Origin of the sequence: Streptomyces sp. NPDC060366, from assembly GCF_042725135.1 — a bacterium.
GTDB lineage: Bacteria > Actinomycetota > Actinomycetes > Streptomycetales > Streptomycetaceae > Streptomyces.
Genome location: NZ_JBHXDC010000011.1, coordinates 145,049 through 162,903 on the forward strand (window position 1 = coordinate 145,049; position 17,855 = coordinate 162,903).

The 17,855-nt window shown below is 70.1% G+C and carries 19 protein-coding genes; 10 read left to right on the plus strand and 9 right to left on the minus strand.

The genetic code is table 11. The features are described from left to right. Positions 1-38: 38 nt before the first annotated feature. A complete protein-coding gene (locus ACFWHU_RS25555) occupies positions 39-1,538 on the minus strand; it encodes an alpha-N-arabinofuranosidase (RefSeq protein WP_387227445.1) in 1,500 nt (499 codons plus the stop codon). Positions 1,539-1,739: 201 nt separating this feature from the next. Then, positions 1,740-2,315 carry an NADPH-dependent FMN reductase gene (locus ACFWHU_RS25560; RefSeq protein WP_385802825.1) on the minus strand — a complete coding sequence of 192 codons (576 nt, stop codon included), beginning with the start codon at positions 2,313-2,315 and terminating at the stop codon, positions 1,740-1,742. A gap of 42 nt (positions 2,316-2,357) precedes the next feature. On the opposite strand from ACFWHU_RS25560, the gene ACFWHU_RS25565 reads away from it, so the two are divergent. Continuing rightward, positions 2,358-2,543, plus strand: a complete 186-nt coding sequence (locus ACFWHU_RS25565) for a hypothetical protein (protein WP_387227447.1) — start codon at positions 2,358-2,360, stop codon at positions 2,541-2,543. A gap of 69 nt (positions 2,544-2,612) precedes the next feature. Next, on the plus strand, positions 2,613-3,554 hold the full coding sequence (locus ACFWHU_RS25570) for an MHYT domain-containing protein (RefSeq protein WP_387227449.1): 942 nt from the start codon (positions 2,613-2,615) through the stop codon (positions 3,552-3,554). Between the two features lie 2 nt (positions 3,555-3,556). On the opposite strand, the gene ACFWHU_RS25575 is transcribed toward ACFWHU_RS25570, so the two are convergent. From ACFWHU_RS25575 to ACFWHU_RS25585, 3 genes are all read right to left on the minus strand, one after another. After that, positions 3,557-4,354 (minus strand): PIG-L deacetylase family protein, encoded by a 798-nt coding sequence (locus ACFWHU_RS25575; RefSeq protein ID WP_387227451.1) that lies wholly within the window; start codon positions 4,352-4,354, stop codon positions 3,557-3,559. Positions 4,355-4,417: 63 nt separating this feature from the next. Next, a complete protein-coding gene (locus ACFWHU_RS25580; protein ID WP_387227623.1) occupies positions 4,418-5,053 on the minus strand; it encodes a DUF1796 family putative cysteine peptidase in 636 nt (211 codons plus the stop codon). A gap of 71 nt (positions 5,054-5,124) precedes the next feature. Further along, entirely contained in the window at positions 5,125-6,318 is a 1,194-nt protein-coding gene (locus tag ACFWHU_RS25585; protein ID WP_387227453.1) for a hypothetical protein, read from the minus strand. 239 nt (positions 6,319-6,557) lie between these two features. On the opposite strand from ACFWHU_RS25585, the gene ACFWHU_RS25590 reads away from it, so the two are divergent. The 5 genes from ACFWHU_RS25590 to ACFWHU_RS25610 all read left to right on the plus strand — a co-directional run bounded on the left by ACFWHU_RS25590 (position 6,558) and on the right by ACFWHU_RS25610 (position 10,441). Then, positions 6,558-7,409 carry an aldo/keto reductase gene (locus tag ACFWHU_RS25590; RefSeq protein WP_387227455.1) on the plus strand — a complete coding sequence of 284 codons (852 nt, stop codon included), beginning with the start codon at positions 6,558-6,560 and terminating at the stop codon, positions 7,407-7,409. A gap of 89 nt (positions 7,410-7,498) precedes the next feature. Next, on the plus strand, positions 7,499-7,738 hold the full coding sequence (locus ACFWHU_RS25595) for a DUF2630 family protein (protein ID WP_147877177.1): 240 nt from the start codon (positions 7,499-7,501) through the stop codon (positions 7,736-7,738). Between the two features lie 12 nt (positions 7,739-7,750). Then, positions 7,751-8,956: a cysteine desulfurase-like protein gene (locus tag ACFWHU_RS25600; protein ID WP_385802814.1), complete on the plus strand. Its 1,206-nt coding sequence runs from the start codon at positions 7,751-7,753 to the stop codon at positions 8,954-8,956. 24 nt (positions 8,957-8,980) lie between these two features. Next, positions 8,981-9,523 carry an AAA family ATPase gene (locus ACFWHU_RS25605; RefSeq protein ID WP_387227457.1) on the plus strand — a complete coding sequence of 181 codons (543 nt, stop codon included), beginning with the start codon at positions 8,981-8,983 and terminating at the stop codon, positions 9,521-9,523. A gap of 60 nt (positions 9,524-9,583) precedes the next feature. Continuing rightward, positions 9,584-10,441, plus strand: coding sequence for a DUF3592 domain-containing protein (locus ACFWHU_RS25610; RefSeq protein ID WP_387227459.1), 858 nt, complete (start codon positions 9,584-9,586; stop codon positions 10,439-10,441). A 60-nt stretch (positions 10,442-10,501) separates the two neighbouring features. On the opposite strand, the gene ACFWHU_RS25615 is transcribed toward ACFWHU_RS25610, so the two are convergent. The 3 genes from ACFWHU_RS25615 to ACFWHU_RS25625 all read right to left on the minus strand — a co-directional run bounded on the left by ACFWHU_RS25615 (position 10,502) and on the right by ACFWHU_RS25625 (position 14,389). Then, the gene (locus ACFWHU_RS25615) at positions 10,502-11,293 is read right to left on the minus strand and encodes an inositol monophosphatase family protein (protein WP_387227461.1); all 792 of its coding nucleotides are present in this window, start codon (positions 11,291-11,293) and stop codon (positions 10,502-10,504) included. A gap of 49 nt (positions 11,294-11,342) precedes the next feature. Then, positions 11,343-12,215 (minus strand): DMT family transporter, encoded by an 873-nt coding sequence (locus ACFWHU_RS25620; RefSeq protein WP_387227463.1) that lies wholly within the window; start codon positions 12,213-12,215, stop codon positions 11,343-11,345. A gap of 98 nt (positions 12,216-12,313) precedes the next feature. Further along, the gene (locus ACFWHU_RS25625) at positions 12,314-14,389 is read right to left on the minus strand and encodes a neutral/alkaline ceramidase (RefSeq protein ID WP_387227465.1); all 2,076 of its coding nucleotides are present in this window, start codon (positions 14,387-14,389) and stop codon (positions 12,314-12,316) included. A 258-nt stretch (positions 14,390-14,647) separates the two neighbouring features. Here ACFWHU_RS25625 and ACFWHU_RS25630 point away from each other — a divergent pair, with 258 nt between their 5' ends. From ACFWHU_RS25630 to ACFWHU_RS25640, 3 genes are all read left to right on the plus strand, one after another. Continuing rightward, positions 14,648-15,085, plus strand: a complete 438-nt coding sequence (locus ACFWHU_RS25630; protein WP_387227467.1) for a glutaredoxin domain-containing protein — start codon at positions 14,648-14,650, stop codon at positions 15,083-15,085. 82 nt (positions 15,086-15,167) lie between these two features. Then, on the plus strand, positions 15,168-15,785 hold the full coding sequence (locus tag ACFWHU_RS25635) for a TOPRIM nucleotidyl transferase/hydrolase domain-containing protein (RefSeq protein WP_385802803.1): 618 nt from the start codon (positions 15,168-15,170) through the stop codon (positions 15,783-15,785). Between the two features lie 304 nt (positions 15,786-16,089). After that, entirely contained in the window at positions 16,090-16,917 is an 828-nt protein-coding gene (locus tag ACFWHU_RS25640; RefSeq protein ID WP_387227469.1) for an alpha/beta fold hydrolase, read from the plus strand. 16 nt (positions 16,918-16,933) lie between these two features. On the opposite strand, the gene ACFWHU_RS25645 is transcribed toward ACFWHU_RS25640, so the two are convergent. Next, the gene (locus ACFWHU_RS25645) at positions 16,934-17,758 is read right to left on the minus strand and encodes an aldo/keto reductase (protein ID WP_385802799.1); all 825 of its coding nucleotides are present in this window, start codon (positions 17,756-17,758) and stop codon (positions 16,934-16,936) included. Positions 17,759-17,855: the final 97 nt, after the last annotated feature.

Consider the following 17,855-nt stretch of genomic DNA (forward strand, 5'->3'; position numbering starts at 1 on the left):
ACCTCGCACAGAGGTTTCTCGTCATGGGCCACACATGATCAGGCCAGGCGGATCACGTTCCACGAGAGCGGGGCGAGTGTGGTGCGCAAGATGCCGCCGGACAGTTCGGTCCCCAACTGGGTCCGTGGCGCGACCCGTTCGGGCTCGGCGAGGGTGTTGCGGGCATCGGGATCGGCGTCGTGGAGCGCGCTGTGCTCGACGATTTCGCTCACCCCCGTCCCGCGCAGGGAGATTTCCAGCGGAAGCGGCTCGGCCGTGCCCCGGTTCACGGCGAAGACCGTGACCGAGCCGTCGTCGCCCCGGACGGCGGTGGCGTGCAGCAGGTCGGTCTCCCCGTACGCGCGCGTCGGATACGTCGGCGAGTCCACGGCCACCCGCAGGACCTGGCCCCGGCCGTACCGCGACGCCTGCTGGAAGGGGAAGTACGTGGTCTGCTTCCAGGCGGCGCCGCCCGGCTCGGTCATGATCGGCGCGATCACGTTGACCAGCTGCGCCAGGCACGCGACGGTCACCCGGTCGGCGTGCCGGAGCAGGGCGATCAGCAGCGAGCCGAACACGACCGCGTCGGTGACCGAGTACGCGTCCTCCAGCAGTCGGGGAGCCTCGTCCCAGCTGTCACCGGTCGGGGGCTCGTAGCGGGACTGGTACCAGACGTTCCACTCGTCGAAGGAGAGATTGACGCGCTTGCGGGACTTGAGGCGGGCGCCGACGTGGTCGCAGGTGGCGACCACGTTCTCGATGAAGGACTCCATGTCGACGGCGGAGGCGAGGAACGAGTCGCGGTCCCCGTCCTTCTCCTCGTAGTAGGCGTGCAGGGAGATGTGGTCGACCAGGTCGTACGTCTCCATGAGCACCTCCGCCTCCCACGCGGCGAACGTCGCCATGGCCTGGTTCGAGCTTCCGCACGCGACGAGTTCGACGGACGGGTCGAGTTGGCGCATGGCCCGCGCGGTCTCGGCGGCGAGCCTGCCGTACTCCCGCGCCGTCTTGTGCCCGGTCTGCCACGGGCCGTCCAGCTCGTTCCCCAGGCACCAGAGCCTGATGTCGTACGGCTCCTTCGCGCCGTGCGACCGGCGCAGTTCGGACAGGGCGGTGCCTGCGGGGTGGTTGGCGTACTCCTGGAGGTCGAGGGCTTCCCGTACCCCGCGCGTACCGAGGTTCAGGGCCATCATCGGCCGCGCGCCGACCTTGCCGACGAAGTCCATGAACTCGGCGAGGCCGAAGCGGTTGGTCTCGGTCGAGTGCCAGGCGAGGTCGAGCCGGCGGGGCCGGTCGGCGACGGGCCCGACGGAGTCCTCCCAGCGGTGTCCGGAGACGAAGTTGCCGCCCGGATAGCGGATGACGCTGACGCCCAGGTCCCGTACGAGGGACAGCACGTCGCCGCGCAGGCCGGCGGCGTCGGCGGAGGGGTGGCCCGGCTCGTACACCCCGGTGTAGACGCAGCGGCCGAGATGCTCCACGAAGGAGCCGAAGAGGCGGTCGTCGACCTCGCCGACGGTGAAGGCGGGATCGAGGGTGAAATGGGCGGTGCGGGCCATGCGTTCCTCACATAGGTTCGATATCTCGGACAACGGTCGCAATGCCGGACGCGAACAAGGGGAACGTAGGGCGCGGGAAGGGTCTCGTCAACGGGGCCGAGGCGCGACTCGGGGTGGGGAGCGGTGCGGCCCGGACCTGAACCGGGGCAGGGGCGGGCCGCGCTCCCGCGTCACGGAAACCGGCCCGCTCCATGCTCTCCGTCAGGCCCCGGTGCGGACCGTCCGCAGAGCCCTCGACCAGCTGACGAGCTGGTCGAGCGTGGTGTCCAGGGCCTTCCTGTGGTGCTCGGCGGGCGTGAACTCGACGACGTCCGAGACGCTCACGAAGTCGGTGTAGAGGGAGAGCGCCACCTGGGAGCGCACGGTCGCCACCTGTAGTTCGGACATGATCAGGCGCAGATGCTCGACCGCGCGCGTGCCGCCGACGCTGCCGTAACTGACGAATCCGGCGGCCTTGTTGTTCCACTCCGCGTAGACGAAGTCGATGGCGTTCTTGAGGGCGCCGGAGGTCGAGTGGTTGTACTCGGGCGTGACGAAGAGATAGCCGTCGAAGGAGGCCACTTTCTCCGCCCACGCCAGGGTGTGGTCCTGGGTGTACTGCCCCATGGCCGGCGGAACGACCTCGTCCAGATGTGGCAGCTTGAAATCGGCGATGTCGACGAGCTCGAACTCGGCGTCATCGCGCTGAGCGGCGATCTCGCGGGCCCATTTGGCGACGGCCTCACCGTTACGGCCCGGACGGGTGCTGCCAAGCACGATCGCGATCTTCAACGTCATGATCCGCTCCTGACTCAAGATGTCAATTGATGCTCCTCTTCCATGCTGATCGATCTCGCCGACGCGGGCCACACCAAGATCGTGGACGCCGTGTCAGGGCCGGATTCCGACCGTCATCCGAGAACCGTGCGTTCCTTCGTGCGTGGCCCGTCCGCTCCGGCGGCGCCGGGTAACTATCAGCCGCTACGGGGTATTTGTGCGGCGGAGTTCCTGCTTATTGGGTCATGAGGGTTGTAATTCGGCCATGTGAGCGCCTACACATCGTCTCCACAGATGTGAGGGACGGGAGCGCGGCACATGCAAGGCACGGTTGACGGGTTCAGCTACGGGGTCATCACACCGATCGCGGCTTTCGTGATGGCCTGCTTCGGGAGCGCGCTGGGACTGCGCTGCGTCACCCGCTCACTGCGGGCGGAACAGTCCTTCAAACCGGGGTGGTTGTCCCTCGGCGCCGCGTCCATCGGCTGCGGCATCTGGACGATGCACTTCATCGCCATGATGGGCTTTCAGGTACGGCGGACACCGATCGACTACGACGTCCCGCTCACGGTCGCCAGCCTCGTCGTGGCGGTCCTCGTCGTCAGCGTCGGCGTCTTCGTCGTGGGCTACCGGGGCAGCTCCCCGCCCGTCCTGATCACCGCCGGAGTCATCACCGGCCTCGGCGTCGCGGCGATGCACTACCTCGGCATGGCGGGCATGCGGCTGGAGGGCCAACTCCACTACGACACCACGATCGTGGCGGTCTCCGTCGTGGTCGCCGTGGTCGCCGCGACCGCGGCGCTGTGGGCGGCGGTGTCCGTCCGGGGGTTCTTCCCCAGCCTGGTCGCGAGCCTCATCATGGGCGCGGCCGCGACCGGAATGCACTACACGGGAATCGCGGCGATGAGCGTGCACCTCGCCGGTGGCGCGCCTCGTCCGGGGGTCTCGGGCGACTCGCTGCCTTCGATCATGCTGCCCATGCTGCTGGGCCCCCTCGTCTTTCTTGTGCTGGCGGGTGTGGTCGTCATGTTCGACCCGCTGCTGGTCCTCGGGGAGGGCGAGTGGAACGACGCCCCGGCGAGGAAACGCGAGTCGACCGGACCGGGCCGGACCGATACGTCGGACATGCCGGTCCTGCCGGGTACGGCCTCGGATGCCGCGAACCCGGTGGCCGGTCCGCCGGCCTGGACGGCGACGGCGAACCGTGACACCGGCGCGCGGTCGCCGGCCGAGGAATCGACGCGCCAGCGGCGTTGGTGACGTCAACTGCCCTTGATGTCAGTGGCGTTCGCGTCGTTCCCGGAGCCACCGGCTTTTCCGGTGCCTTCGGCCACCGGCTTCACCGCCCAGACACGCTCGGCGCGCAGCGGTCCGTTGCGCGCCAGCAGGATGCCGTGATCGGCGGCCAGAGGCGCGAGTTGCGAGCCGTAACACAGCACCGCCTCACGCTTCAGGGCCCACTGGTCATCCGTCAGCGTGAGGTCGTGTTCGACGCGCAGGTCATGACGGCTCGTCATGTCCTGGTAGGCGAGCCCGTACCCGTGACTCCGGCCGAGCGCCTGATCGGCTCCGGCGGAACCCCATTCGTCCAGATGGCCGGTGTAGGGGAGGTCCGCGTAGACCGATGGCACCGCGCGGCCGAGCTGCGCGGCGACCGCCAGCGCCCGGTCGCGGACCTTCTCGTGGTCCGGCTGATTGGTGGCGATGGGGATCAACAGCCGCGTTTCCGCGGGCAGTTCGGCCAGGCAGGCATCGATCCCCGTCAGTTCGGTGCCGTCGCCGTAGGGGCCGTCGGGATGGTCCAGTACGACGCTCTCGACCCCGAGGAGTTCACAGGCCCGCGCGTCCTCCGCGCGGCGGGCGCGATAGGCCTCCCGCGCGGTGGAGAACCCGCAGGCGCTGTCCCACCAGGAGACCGGGTGGTGGGAGGCGGGCTCGCCGCCGTACACGGTCACCACCGTGACGGGGCCGGGGAGTTGGGCGACGAGGCCGGCGACGGAGAGCGCGGCGTCGTCGAAGTGCGGCGAGAGGATCACGGTGCCGGGCGCTGAGGGTGTCATGGGGGTGTCTCCTCGGTTGTGGGGTGGGCCAAAGAGGATGGGAGCCGTTCGGAGCCGGTGGAATTACGACCGGGGGCCGGGCGACAGAGGTACGGCGCCGAACGCCTCGTCCCACTGCGCGTCGTCGCCCTCCCAGCGGTTGGGGTCCTCCGCGACCGTCCCCCAGCTGATGTCCGGGGAGAGGATCGCGGGATCGGCGGGGGGTGTACGGCGCAGCCACAGCAGTGAGAACCGCTGCCCGGGGTGTGCGGTGGCGATCGCCTGACGCAGCCGGTTCAGGTCCCTCGAGGTGCTTTCGTCGAAGGCGTCGTGATGGACGTAGAGCACATGCGCCGGGGATGCGGCGAGCGCGCGCCAGCGCTCCGCGAGCGCGATGAACTTCGCCCTGACGGGGTCGAGTTGGCCGTCGATGTCGCTCTGGGTGAGCAGCCGCCCGTCGGTCGGCCGGAAGTCGTGGAAGAAGCGGATGTCCGAGCCGCGGTCGAGGGCGCAGAGCCCGTCGCTGAACGGCTCGACCTGTCCCGGACGCAGTATGTGGGTGAAGTCCTCGGAGATGGCCTCGACCACCGACTCCAGTTCGAGGTCGAGCCAGTCGAAGAAGTGCGCCGAGTCGTTTCCCGTGATGCGGCGGAGCTGATACGTCGTCTCGCAGTGGTAGCCGAGCCCCACGCACACGTCGTACGCGTCGGCCGCGGTCACCTCGCCCGCCCTGCCCGCCCCGTCGGCTCCCTGAGCCGGAACGGCCGGATTCGTCTGCGCCGTCACGGCGGTCAGCCGGCGGTGCGTCGCAGAAGGAGCCCGTCGCTGCCGCGTTTGATGAGATAGGCGCGGCCCGCGCAGACCGTTTCGACGCGCGGCGGGACCAGGTGGACGCTCTCCACCTCCTGCCAGGTCGCCGACGCCGCGAGCCAGGGCCGTACGCGGCTGTCCATGGCGTCCGGTTCGAGGGCGACGAAGAGGTGGTCGGTGGGGAGGCGGTCCAGAAGGTCGAGGTCCTGGCCGTAGTACAGCATCTCGATGAGCAGATGGGCTCCGGCGCGCGGGTGCGCCTCCTCCGTGGGGTCCGGGAGGTCCGAGACGGCTGCGAGGTCCGGGACGACCGCGAGTTCAGCGAGGTCCTTGGAGGAGACCAGGACGGTCTCAGTACCTCCCACGGCCTCCATAAGTCGCTTCCTGAACAGCGGATTGGGCTCGGTGGCGTGCACGGCGCACCCCGCCGAGACCAGACGGTGCGTCAGCGCGCCCTCGCACGCGCCCACTTCGACCAGAGACTCGCCGGTCGCGGCGCGATGTCCCAGCACCCAGGCGGCGGTGGCGTCCAGCCGGTCCTTCTCGTAGGGAGAACTGCCGAACTCCCAGGGATCCGGGATGGACGCGGCCTCGTCGTCCAGGCTCGCCAGCAGCGCGAAGAGCCGTTCGCGCTCCTCGGCCTCGGCGTGGAAGAAGCGCTCTGTCGCCGGTATGCGGGGCGTCTGGACGACGTACTCCGGCGACGGCGCCGTGAGCAGGTGCTCGCACGACCGGTTCACGAAGTCGAGCTTCCCCGCGATCAGTTCACGGTCCAGCGAATGGTCGAAGTCGCTCACGACCTGGAGATACGGCGAGTAGCCGACCGCGTGCCGCACATCGCGGTCCGCGCAGCCGACCGCCGTGTCCCGGCCGACCCGGCCCCGGCTGCGCCGGTTGTCGGCAGGCGAGTGCGTCCATACGCGCGCCTCGCGATCGCCGGCGGCCTCGCGTACGAGCTCCGCCAGGGAGCCCGGACCGGACGCCCCGGCCCGGTCGTCGGCCGGGCGCACGTGGCCGGCGATCCGGGCGAGCCGTTCGGCCGGGCTCTGCGTCGCGGGGAAGGTGAGCGTCCGGCCGTGATCGGCGAGGACGAGGGCCGCCTCACCGTCGGTGAGAACGGACAGGAAGTCGAGTACGGCGTCTTCGGCGCGGAGCACAACAACGATGTCGATCACAGCATCGGTCCTCTGTACGGAACGGGCGGGCCGCAAGCAGCACACGTTAGGTCTAGACCACTGTGGGGTGCAAGGGACTCCGCCGCCGAAGGTCATGTCTCGGCCTTTTCCGGCCCCGGCCCTCTCCGCCGCGTTCACCGAAACCCCGCGAGGCACCGGGCGGCCTCGGGGTTGAGCAGGGACCACCCTGGTGAGAGCCTTGAAGGGATACGACACCAGGAACGAGGAGCGGACCCGCGATGGGACCGACACACGACATGCGCACGCTGCCGCTGCCCTCGGGAGAACACGTTCCCGTGCTGGGACAAGGCACCTGGGGCTGGGCGCAGGACCCGGCGCGGCGGGGCAGCGAGAAGGAGTCCCTGCTGCTGGGGATGGACCTGGGCATGACCCTGATCGACACGGCCGAGATGTACGGGCAGGGCGCCGCGGAGGAACTGGTCGGTGAAACCCTCGCCGCCCGCCGCGACGAGGCGTTCCTGGTGACGAAGGTCCTGCCGTACAACGCCGGCCGCATGGACACCGTCAACGCCTGCGAACGCAGCCTGAAACGCCTGCGGACCGACCGGATCGATCTCTACCTGCTGCACTGGCGCGCCTCCGTTCCGCTGGAGGAGACCGTCACCGCGTTCGGCGAACTGCTCCGCGCGGGCAAGATCCGCCACTGGGGAGTCAGCAACTTCGACCCGGCAGATCTGCGGGAACTGGCCGAGGTGCCCGGCGGTGACGCGATCGCCGCGAACCAGGTCCTGTACAACCCGACCCGGCGCGGTATCGAGTACGACCTGCTGCCCCTGTGCCAGGAGCGCGGCATCCCGGTCATGGCCTACTCGCCGGTGGAGCAAGGACGGCTGCTCACCGCCCCGGTTCTGGACGCGGTGGCCGACCGCCACGAGGCCACGGCCGCCCAAGTGGCCCTGGCCTGGGTCCTGAGCCGCGGCGGAGTCGTCACGATCCCCCGGGCGGGCCGGCCCGAGCACGTCCGCGACAACCACGCCGCGCTCGTGCTCACCCTCACCGACGACGACCTCGCCGACCTCGACGCGGCCTTCCCGCCCGTCCGGGGTCCGGTACCGCTGGAGATGCTGTGATCGGCATCGGCATCGGCATCGGCATCGGGAGCCGGGTGAACCGGCGGTGCTCGTAAGCTCATCGGCGGCCCACAACAGCGGAGGCAGAGATGGCTGACGACATTCTGCGGACGATCGATACGCTGGTCGCGGAGGAACACCGCCTGCGCGAACAGGCTCCCGGCAAGGGCCTCAGCGCGGAGGAACGCGCGCGGCTCCAGGACCTGGAACAGCGATTGGACCAGTGCTGGGACCTGCTGCGGCGACGCAGGGCGGGGGCCGAGAGCGGGGAGGACCCGGAGCGGGTCGAACCGCGCCCGGTCGCCGAGGTCGAGTCGTACGAACAGTAGAGGGGTGTGTACGTGACGTACGACGTCGCCGCGACGCGTGCCCGGTTTCCCGCCCTGCGGGCCGGTGTCGCGCACTTCGACGGCCCTGGAGGCACACAGACGCCCACGCCCGTCATCGAGGCGATCACCGGCGCGCTGAGCGGTCCCCTGTCGGTCAGGGGCTCCGTGGCACCGGGCGAGATCAACGCCGAGACGATCGTCCGCGACTTCCGGCGGGCGATGGCCGATCTGCTGGGCGCGGAGGCCGAAGGGATCGTCGTCGGGCGCAGCGCCACACAGCTCACGTACGACTTCTCCCGTGTCCTGGCCGAGAGTTGGGCGCCCGGCGACGAGGTGGTGGTGAGCCGGCTGGACCATGACGCCAACATCCGCCCCTGGCTGCGGGCCGCCGAACGGGCCGGTGCCGTCGTGCGATGGGCGGACTTCGACCCGGCCACGGGTGAGCTGTCCGCGGAGACCGTCGGCGCCCTGCTCACCGACCGGACGCGGCTGGTCGCGGTGACCGCCGCCTCGAACCTGATCGGGACCCGGCCGGACGTGGCGGCCATCGCCGACCTGGTCCATCGGGCGGGTGCGCTGCTGTACGTGGACGGTGTGCACTTCGCCGCGCACGCCTTGGTGGACGTCGCGGAGTTCGGCGCGGACTTCGTCGTCTGCTCGCCGTACAAGTTCTTCGGCCCCCACCACGGTGTACTCGCCGCGTCCCCAAGGCTGTTGGAGACCTTGCGACCGGACAAACTCGCGCCGTCCACCGACGCCGTACCGGAGCGCTTCGAACTCGGCACCCTGCCGTACGAAGCGCTCGCGGGCACGCGGGCCGCGGTGGACTTCCTCGCGGATCTCGCCCCCGACACGACAGGCGACCGGCGTGACCGGCTCCGATCCGCGTACACGGCGATCGAGGCCCATGAGAGCGTCCTGCGCGAGAGCGTCGAACGAGGGCTGTCCCAACTCGACGGCGTGACACTGCACTCCCGCGCCGCGCTGCGGACCCCCACGATGCTGCTCACCTTCGACGACCACGCCGCGACCGACGCCCACCACTTCCTCGCCCGATCCCGGGTCCACGCCCCGGCGGGTTCGTTCTACGCCCTGGAAGCCTCCCGCCACCTCGGCCTGGGCGACACGGGCGGCCTGCGCGTGGGACTGTCCGCGTACAACGACACGGACGACGTCCAACGCCTCCTGACGGGCCTCTCCGCCTTCCTCCGCTCCTGAACCACCACCACTCACGCCGATAGGGTGACGCGGGTGAGGGTGGGCACCGAACAGAGTCGGCTTGTCGTCCTGCGGGGCAACAGCGCTTCGGGCAAGTCGACGGTCGCGGCCACGATCCGGGAGCGGTTCGGCCGTGGTCTGGCTCTGGTCGGTCAGGACAACCTCCGGCGTGTCGTGCTCCGCGAACGCGACCGGCCCGGCGCGGCGAACATCGGCCTGATCGACACCGTCGCCCGGTACTCGCTCGACGCCGGCTATCACGTCCTGATCGAGGGCATCCTCTACGCCGACCACTACGGCCCCATGCTCGCCGCGCTGCGCGCGGACCATCGCGGCCCGACACGCGGCTACTACCTGGACGTTCCTTTCGAGGAGACCCTGGCCCGGCACGCCGGCAAGCCCCAGGCGGGGGAGTACGGGGAGAGGGAGATGCGCGACTGGTACCGGCGGCTCGACCTTCTGCCGGGCGGTGACGAGACCGTCATCGGTGCCGACAGCGCACTGGCCGAGACGGTCGAGCGCATCATGCTCGACACCGGGCTTGCCCGACTCCCCGCGCATGACTGAGGGTTGGCGTGAGCAGGCACGGTGTCGTGACCGGTGCCGGGGTGGATGGGGGCGGGGCGGGTGTACGGCCAAGCGGTGCTGGTGGGTTGGTGTGTGGTGGTCGGTGGGCTCGCGTTGGTGGGGTACGGGCGGTCCCTCGCCGGGGTGACCCGGGCCCAGCGGATGGTCCGGGTACCCGGGCGGATCGTGGCGGTCGAGGAGCCCGCGCACGACGGCCGTAAGGGGAAGGGCATCCCGGTGCTGATCTCCTTCCAGGACCCCTCCACCGGACAGGAGTTCACCCTCCCCAACAAGGGCGGGAACGAGCTGCCGATCGAGGTCGCCTGGAAGGGCCGGGAAATCGGGATACTCTTCCGGCCCGGCCGACCCGAGGACTTCAGCACCACCTTCGATCTCGAATACGGGCGGCACGGCGTCGCCCTGCCGAATTTCGCGGTCTTCCTCGTGTACGCCGCCCTCGTGACCAGCGCCGCGCTCACCTGGGGCTACCAATGGGCGCTGATCGGCGCCGGGATCCCGTGGACCGTGGTGGCGGGTGTCGCGTCCCGCCACGAGATCCGACTGGCGAAGGGGCGGCTCGCCAGGCTGACCGCCGCGCCCGCCGTTCCGGGCCGAATCGTCTCCGTGACGCGGTCCGTCCACACCGACCAGGACGGCACGCTCGTCTCCTTCGCCCCGGTGGTGTCGTTCACCACCCGCGAGGACACGACCGTCATCGGTTTCTGCCCCTTCGACGTGACGAACCCGAGCGGCTCGCGCGGACGCGAGGTGACGGTCCGTTACCAGCCGGGCGATCCGGCCGAGTTCACCCTCGACCTCGCGGACACCCGCCGTGACCTGTGGGGAGTCGTCCGCTTCGATCTGTCGGTGCTGCTCGTCGGGGTGGCGGCGGTCGTCGCCGGGCTGTACCTGCTGTGAGCGCCATGACCGCCCCGCGGGAGATCACCCAGGGCGAGCGGATGACGGCCCGGACCGGCTTCAGACGTGGATCATCGACATCAGCAGTCGGTGGGTCTCCTCGTCGGCGGCCGCGACCAGTCCGCGACCCCCCTGTCCGACCGGGGCGCCCTCGATGCCGGTGACCACGCAGCCGGCGGCCCGGCACATGGCGATGCCGGCGGCGAAATGCACGCTCTCGGACAGGTCGCCGCCGACGGCGACGTACGCCGCGCGTCTCCCGGCGGCGACCCATGTCAACGCGAGCGACGTGGAGGCGACCCGGGGCCGGAACCGTTCGGCGAATCCGGGGTGGGCCAGCAGGTCCACGGCCCGGAATCCGGGTGCGTGGGGCATCGGCGGGTCGAGGTCGACGTCCACGAGCCGGTTCGCGGGCGTGGGCGCCAGCGGGGCATCGGCACCGTCACGCCGTACCCGGGCGGAATGACCGTCGGTGAAGAAGATCTCGCCGCTGAACGGGTCGGCCACCGCCGCCGCTCCGCCTCGCAGAGCCACGTTGACGGCCACCAGCATCGTGCCGGCGGCGTAGTTCAGCGTGCCGCACAGGGGATCCACCAGCCACTGGCGCGCGGCGTCCGCCGGACCCCGCTGCCCGCCCTCCTCGCCCAGGACGGCGTCATCGGGCCGGGCGCCACGGATGACGCCGACAATCGCCTTCTCCGCCTCCAGATCGGCGGCGGTGGCGAAGTCCCCGCCACCCTTGTCGACGCGGCTGAGCGGCCGGCCGTACATGCCGCGCACAACGTCCGCGCCGGCACCGGCCGCGGCGGTCGCGACCCCGGCATCGTCAAGGCCCGCATACGAGTTGGTCATGTCCCGCAGAATATCGGCGGGTTGAGCGAGGGCGGGCCGCACCGCGGAGTCAACGCGCGCGAGGTTCGGGCGGGGAGGTGCCCGACGCCAGAGGGGAGCGGGCCAGTTCGATACAGCCCGCGGTGATCAGGGCGATCGCGATGAGTTCGGGCAGCAGCCACCAGCCGGTACGCACGCTCTCACCGAACAGCGTCACACCGTAGGTGATGCTGATCAGCGCGTCACCGAGCGTCAGCATCGGCTGGGACGCCACCAGGGAGCCCGCCTGGAGGGCGTTCTGGAGCAGGAACAGCGCGCCGATCCCGGCGACGGCAGTGGCGTACAGCTGCCAGGACGAGAAGAACGCGGCGACCCCCGACCCTCCTTCGAGCCTGGCCACGGCGTCCTTGAGGAGCGCGGCGGTCAGCGCGTACGCGCACGCCGCCGCGAGTCCCAGCAACGCCGCACGCGTGTTGTGCCGGGTCCGGAGCGCGACGCCGATGAGCAGGGCCTCGAAGACCCCGGTGACGATCAGCGCCGGGATCCAGGAGAGGTCCTCCACGGTCTCACTGCCGCCGGTGGGCGATGCCGATCCGAGGCCCACCGCCAGACCGACGGTCACCGCGGCCACGCCGTACCAGGTGGTGCGTGGCAGCCGGGAGTGGAAGGCGTAGCTCGCGATCAGCAGCGTCATGGGCAGCTCGATGACGAAGATCGGCTGTACGACGGCGATGGGACCGGTCGCCAGCGCCACCGCCTGGCAGACCGCCGCCACCATCACGAGCCCGATCCCGGCGAGCCAGACGGGCTTGCGGAGCAGATGCCCGATCAGCGACAGGCGCATGGCATCGGAGTCGGGCGCCGTGGCCGCGGCACGCCGCTGGAGCACGGAGGCGGAGCCGTTGCTGATCGCGGTCAGCACGGCGAACAGGACACTGATCACCGCCCCATCATGCGGGCGGGGCGCGCCGGGGCCGCTCTCATCGCGGGCGATGCGGCCGCGCGGGGGCCGAACGGGTTACCCGTCCGGCCCCCGGCGCCTCAGTTCACCGTGAACGTCGGGGACGTCCCCGTGAACGGCGTGATCTTTCCGAGGAGGTTCTTCGCGTCACCGTGGTGCGCGATTCGGTAGGTCCCGGGAGCGGTGTCGGCGCCGATGTCCCAGGTGACCGTGGCTTTCGACGTACCGGTGAGCCCGTTGATCCGCGTCCACCGGTACTTGGTCCGCCAGTCGCCGTCGTCCAGGATCCGCACCCACTTCCCGTCGACCAGCCGCTGTACCTCCAGGAAGGTGCCGCCCCGGCGCACGTTGTTCTTCGGGTGCCCGGTGGCGAACTCGACGGTCGCGGTCCGGCCGCGGGTGTACGACGCGTCAGGCGGGGTCAGCACGGAACCGAACGCGCTGTTGGGGGGCGGGTTGTCGTAGACGACACCGGTCTGGAAGTTGAACTGCCGGCCCGACTCGTCCGGCGGCGCGGTACCCCGGTCGATCGTGGTGCCGTCGCGCAGGGACGCCGCGACCCGCGCGTACTCCTGCTGGTAGGCGGGCAGCGTGTACCGGCCGTAGAGGGTGGAGCCGCCCTCGTACTGCTGGGTGTCGTACTCCTCCGGTGTCGTCACGTACTGGCTGTAGGAGTTGGCGTACCCCTGGAGCAGCACCCGGTCGAGCGGGACACCGAGCTGCTCCGCGACGGTGCGGCGGACCCGGAGCCCGGAGGTGATGGTGAACTCGCCCGGACCGGCCACGAGATGGAGATCGCCGATCTTCATGATCTGAAGCGGCAGGATCTTCGGGGTGACCGGGTGGACGTTGCTCAGCAGACCCGTGGGGACGAGGCTCGCCTTCGGGTACTGGCAGGTCGCGAGCCAGGACGGGGTGTCGATGTGCAGCGCTTCGATGATGGAGGCGACCGGGGTGCGCATGCCCTCCTCGAAGCCGGGGATCGCCGGGCCGTCCTCGACGCTGCCCGCGAGTGTGGAAGCGCCCACGACGGCGGGACAGGTGCGGTGCTCCTGACCGTCCGGGGTGTAGGCCCCGTTCACGGTCACGTTCTCCATGTCGACGTAGGCGAGCCGCGAGTCGACACCGCCGCTGACGGGCCTCGCGTCCCGGTAGATCTCTCGGGCCTTGCCGAGCTGGCGTTCACCGAGGATGCGCGCGTTCTCGAACTCGTCCTCGGTCGGGCCCGATCCCGGCCTCAGGTTGAGATTGGGGGACATGTCGCCGGCGTTGGTGTTGGGGAAGGCGGCGACGAAGCCCGGTGTGTTGTCGAGATAGCGCACGCCCTCCACGTCGTGTTCCCACGCGTAGGAGGCGTAGCCCTTGTTGTCGGGGCTGATGAGCGTGTTCTTGTTGGTGATCGAGGTGTTGTGGGTCGCGAACCAGCTGATCGCGCCGGCGTCCTTGTCGCCCTGCCGGAAACGCAGCACGGTCATGGCCGGGTCGATACCCCCGGGGAAGGCCGCCCGGTCGGCCGCCGGATTGCGGTCGAAGGCGCTCCGGGAGCGGTTGACACTGGCGTTGGTGAGCGTGCCGGTGCCCAGACTGATGGTGCCGGGCCGCAGATCCTCGTGGGCCTCGACCACGGACTCGACGATGCCGTCGACGATGGCCCGGTAGGTGCCGCTCTGGAAGCCGAGGACGGACAGGTTGTACGCGACGTCGTGGGAGTATCCGCCGGGCCCCGAGTGGGTGTGGGTGGCCGACAGCAGCACGTTCTCGTCGCCGTAGAGGCTCCCGTAGCGTTCCTTGAGGCGTGAGATGACGCCCTGCTGGACGGACTGGAAGATCATCGCGAGGTCGGCGTTGACGTACACGACGCGTTTGCCGCTCGACCGGTCGGCGACGACGAACGCGCGCGACCGCTGCCGCTGGTGGATGCCGGACGTCTTCTGGTCGAAGCTCGAATAGCCCATCATCCCGGTCTCGGCGGCCTCGCCCGTGACGTCGGCGATGCCGCGCCCGACGAGGTAGTCCCCGGAGTCGGCCGTGCCCGAGGCAGGGGCCCCGGAGGCGAGGGCCGGGGGAGGGGCGGTGAACGAGGCCGCTCCCAGGGCCGTGGCAAGGGCCAGGACGGCGAGCCTGCTTCTGGAGCGACGGGGGGTGGGGGGTGGCATGGAACCTCCTGGGCGGGAGAGGAACGGGACGCCGGTCCCGGTCGGGCGACCCGCCGATGTCGGCGGGTGCGCGGTGGTGCCCCGACGGTAGAGGCGCGGGCCCTTGATCGCATAGATCTCTACCGGACAGTAAGTACCCAGTGCCGCAGAGGAGATGGGAGGCGCCGGCGACGCGCGACCGGGTGCGGCGCCACGTCCGGCCCCGGGCGGGCGGCCTGGTCCGAGTGCCTTTACGACCCGCCGATAGCCTGCGTCATCATGACGCGCGCCTGGAAACTGCCGATCCTGCTTCTGCTCTGCGGCTCCCTCGTCGCTGCCGGGCTGATCGTCGGGGGAGACGTCGGCTCGGCCGTCGCACCCCTGCTGGTGTTCCTGGTACTCGTGGGCGTGAACTCGCCTCTGATCTTCCCGAGGCCGGTCGGCGCGCTGGAGGCACAGCGGCGCAGCGCGGTCGACGGCCGGCCGGTCGTCTTCTGGCGGTCGGGCTGCAAGTACTGTCTGCGGCTGCGCATCCGACTGGGCCGTGACGCACGCCGGTTGCACTGGGTGGACATCTGGCGTGACCCGGCCGGAGCGGCGGCGGTGAGGGCGGCGAACGACGGCGACGAGACCGTTCCGACTGTCTTCGTGGCGGGCCGGGCGCACGTCAACCCCGATCCCGCATGGGTACGCGAACAGCTCCCGCCTTCCGTGTGACCGGGACGGCCTGCTCCCCGGCGATCGGCGCGCCGAGAGAAATTCCCTACCCCGGCGGCCGGAAAGGGCGGAGACTCGTCCCGTGGCAGACATGGGTTCGTTTCAGGATGCGGTCATCGCGTGGGCGGCCGGCGGTCCCGGCGAACGAGCGCGCGAGCTCGCCGCGTGTCTGCCGGTCCGGGCGGCCGTCCTGCTCGAAGGTCCGAGCGATGTCGCGGCGGTCAACGCGCTGGCCGCGAGACGCGGCCGGAACCTGGCGGACGAAGGGGTCTGCGTCCTGTCGATGGGCGGTGCGATGAGTGTCGGTCGCTTCGTGAGCCTCCTCGGCCCGCCCGGTCTCGGGGTCCGACTGACGGGACTCTGCGACGAGCAGGAGCGCAGCTTCTACGACCGCGCGCTGGAGCGGGCCGGTGCGGCGCGGCAAGGGTTCTTCGTCTGCGCGGCGGATCTGGAGGACGAACTCATCCGCGCGCTCGGCGTGAAACGCGTGGAGGAACTCGTACGGGCGCAGGGCGACCTGCGCGCCCTCCAGACCTTCCTGCGCCAGCCCGCGCAACAGGGCCGCACCCCGCAACAGCAGTTTCGGCGCTTCCTCGGTACGAAGAAGGGGCGGAAGATCCAGTACGGGCGCGTCCTGGTCGAGGCCCTGGACCTCGATCACGTACCGGCCCCGCTCGACGGCCTGCTCGCCAGCCTCTGACCACGGGGCGGCGGAGCCGGGCGAGCGACGCGCTGTCTTCGACGGTGCCCGGTAGTGGCTCCTGGCCGGACGCGCGAACCGTTGCGCGCCCGCCTCCGGCCGATGATCGACACGCCCGGGCACCGCACCTCCGGTAGCGTTGTTCGGACGACGTGCTCATCCAGGGTCGCCCTCTCTCGCCGCCGACCCCTCCGCCGATCGACCGCGCTCTCGACGCCGGTCCGCGGCGTGAATCGGGATTCCGGTCGGGCACTGAACTCCAGCGCGTACACGGAGTTGTGGATCAGTTCGGAAGGAAGTCACCATGCCCTTCGCCACCGCCAAGGACGGCACACAGATCTACTACAAGGACTGGGGCGCCGGTCAGCCCGTCGTCTTCTCCCACGGCTGGCCGCTCATCGCCGACGCCTGGGACCCCCAGATGAAAGTGATGGCGGACAACGGCTTCCGCGCCGTGGCCCACGACCGGCGCGGCGGCGGACGCTCCGGCCAGACCTGGGAAGGCAACGACCTCGACACCTACGCCGACGACCTCGCGGCGGTCATCGAGGCCGCCGATCTGCGCGACATCATCCTGGTCGGCCACTCGACCGGCGGCGGAGAGGTCACCCGCTACATCGGCAGGCACGGCTCGAGCCGGGTCGCCAAAGCCGTACTGCTGGGAGCGATCCCGCCGCTCATGCTCAAGACGGACGCGAATCCCGAAGGGCTCCCGATCGATGTCTTCGACGGGATCCGCAAGGGCGTGGAGAAGGACCGCTCGCAGTTCTACCAAGAGCTCAGTGCCGCGTTCTACGGTGCCAATCGCGACGGTTCGACCGTCTCCCAGGGAACCCGCGACGAGTTCTGGCTGTGGGGAATGGCGGTCGGTATCAAGGGCGCCTACGACTGTGTGAAGGCGTTCTCCGAGACCGACCTCACCGAAGACCTCAAGCGGTTCGACGTACCCACGCTGATCGTTCACGGCGACGACGACCAGATCGTGCCGATCGTGGCCGCCGGCGACAAGTCCTCCCAGCTGGTCAAGGATGTGACCTACAAGGTCTATCCGGGTGCGCCCCACGGGCTGGCGATGGTGCCCGAGTTCGCCGAGCGGTTCAACACGGATCTCCTCCAGTTCGCACGCGGTTGAGCGGTGCGCCCGGACGTCAGTTGACGGCGTCGGGGTCGGGGCCGGTGCGCATGCCGCGGTCCAGTGCGGTGATGGCGTCGATCTCCCGCGGGTCCAGTTCGAAGCCGAAGACGTCGAGGTTCTCGCGGATACGGGTCTCGGTCACCGACTTGGGGATGACGACGTTGCCGGTCTGGAGGTGCCAGCGCAGGACGACCTGGGCCGGGCTCCTGCCGTGCTTCGCGGCGATGGAGGTGACCGGCTCGTCGTCGAGGACGGCGCCCTGCGCGAGCGGGCTCCATGCTTCGGTGACGATGCCGTGCCGGGTGTGGAAGTCGCGCGACTCCCGCTGCTGAAGGCCGGGGTGCAGTTCGATCTGGTTGACGGCCGGGACGATTGAGGCGCCGCCGAGCAGCCGCTCCAGGTGCTCGGGCCGGAAGTTGGACACTCCGATGGCGCGGGTGCGTCCGCCGGCGAGCAGCTTCTCGAGGGCGCGCCAGGTCTCGGAGTAGAGGTTCCGGGCCGGGGCCGGCCAGTGGATCAGATAGAGATCGACGTGGTCCAGACCCAGCTTCTCCAGGGAGACGTCGAACGCGGCGAGCGTCGCGTCGTGGCCCTGATCGGCGTTCCAGAGCTTGGTGGTGATGAACAACTCGTCGCGGTCGAGACCGGATTCGGCGATCGCCCGGCCGACGCCCCGCTCGTTGCCGTAGACGGCGGCGGTGTCGATGCTGCGGTAGCCGGCGGCGAGGGCGGTGCCGACGGCGGCGGTGGTCTCCTCGTCGGGCACCTGGAAGACGCCGAAGCCGAGCCGGGGCATCGTGACGCCGTTGTTCAGGGTGACGGTGGGGACGGAAGTCATGAGGTTCGCGTTCCTTCTCAATGGCGTGTCGGTTCGTTGCGTGAGCATCTTATGAGCGGAAACAATAATTGCACACGCGGGTTAATGCAAACGCGGC

Bases quoted from the DNA above. Each gene is read 5' to 3' on its own strand.
- ACFWHU_RS25565 (WP_387227447.1), top strand. From the start codon at position 2,358: ATGCTGATCGATCTCGCCGACGCGGGCCACACCAAGATCGTGGACGCC.
- ACFWHU_RS25645 (WP_385802799.1), bottom strand. From the start codon at position 17,758: ATGACTTCCGTCCCCACCGTCACCCTGAACAACGGCGTCACGATGCCC.
- ACFWHU_RS25560 (WP_385802825.1), bottom strand. From the start codon at position 2,315: ATGACGTTGAAGATCGCGATCGTGCTTGGCAGCACCCGTCCGGGCCGT.
- ACFWHU_RS25575 (WP_387227451.1), bottom strand. From the start codon at position 4,354: ATGACACCCTCAGCGCCCGGCACCGTGATCCTCTCGCCGCACTTCGAC.
- ACFWHU_RS25630 (WP_387227467.1), top strand. From the start codon at position 14,648: ATGACGCGCGCCTGGAAACTGCCGATCCTGCTTCTGCTCTGCGGCTCC.
- ACFWHU_RS25640 (WP_387227469.1), top strand. From the start codon at position 16,090: ATGCCCTTCGCCACCGCCAAGGACGGCACACAGATCTACTACAAGGAC.
- ACFWHU_RS25590 (WP_387227455.1), top strand. From the start codon at position 6,558: ATGGGACCGACACACGACATGCGCACGCTGCCGCTGCCCTCGGGAGAA.
- ACFWHU_RS25625 (WP_387227465.1), bottom strand. From the start codon at position 14,389: ATGCCACCCCCCACCCCCCGTCGCTCCAGAAGCAGGCTCGCCGTCCTG.
- ACFWHU_RS25615 (WP_387227461.1), bottom strand. From the start codon at position 11,293: ATGACCAACTCGTATGCGGGCCTTGACGATGCCGGGGTCGCGACCGCC.
- ACFWHU_RS25570 (WP_387227449.1), top strand. From the start codon at position 2,613: ATGCAAGGCACGGTTGACGGGTTCAGCTACGGGGTCATCACACCGATC.
- ACFWHU_RS25595 (WP_147877177.1), top strand. From the start codon at position 7,499: ATGGCTGACGACATTCTGCGGACGATCGATACGCTGGTCGCGGAGGAA.
- ACFWHU_RS25555 (WP_387227445.1), bottom strand. From the start codon at position 1,538: ATGGCCCGCACCGCCCATTTCACCCTCGATCCCGCCTTCACCGTCGGC.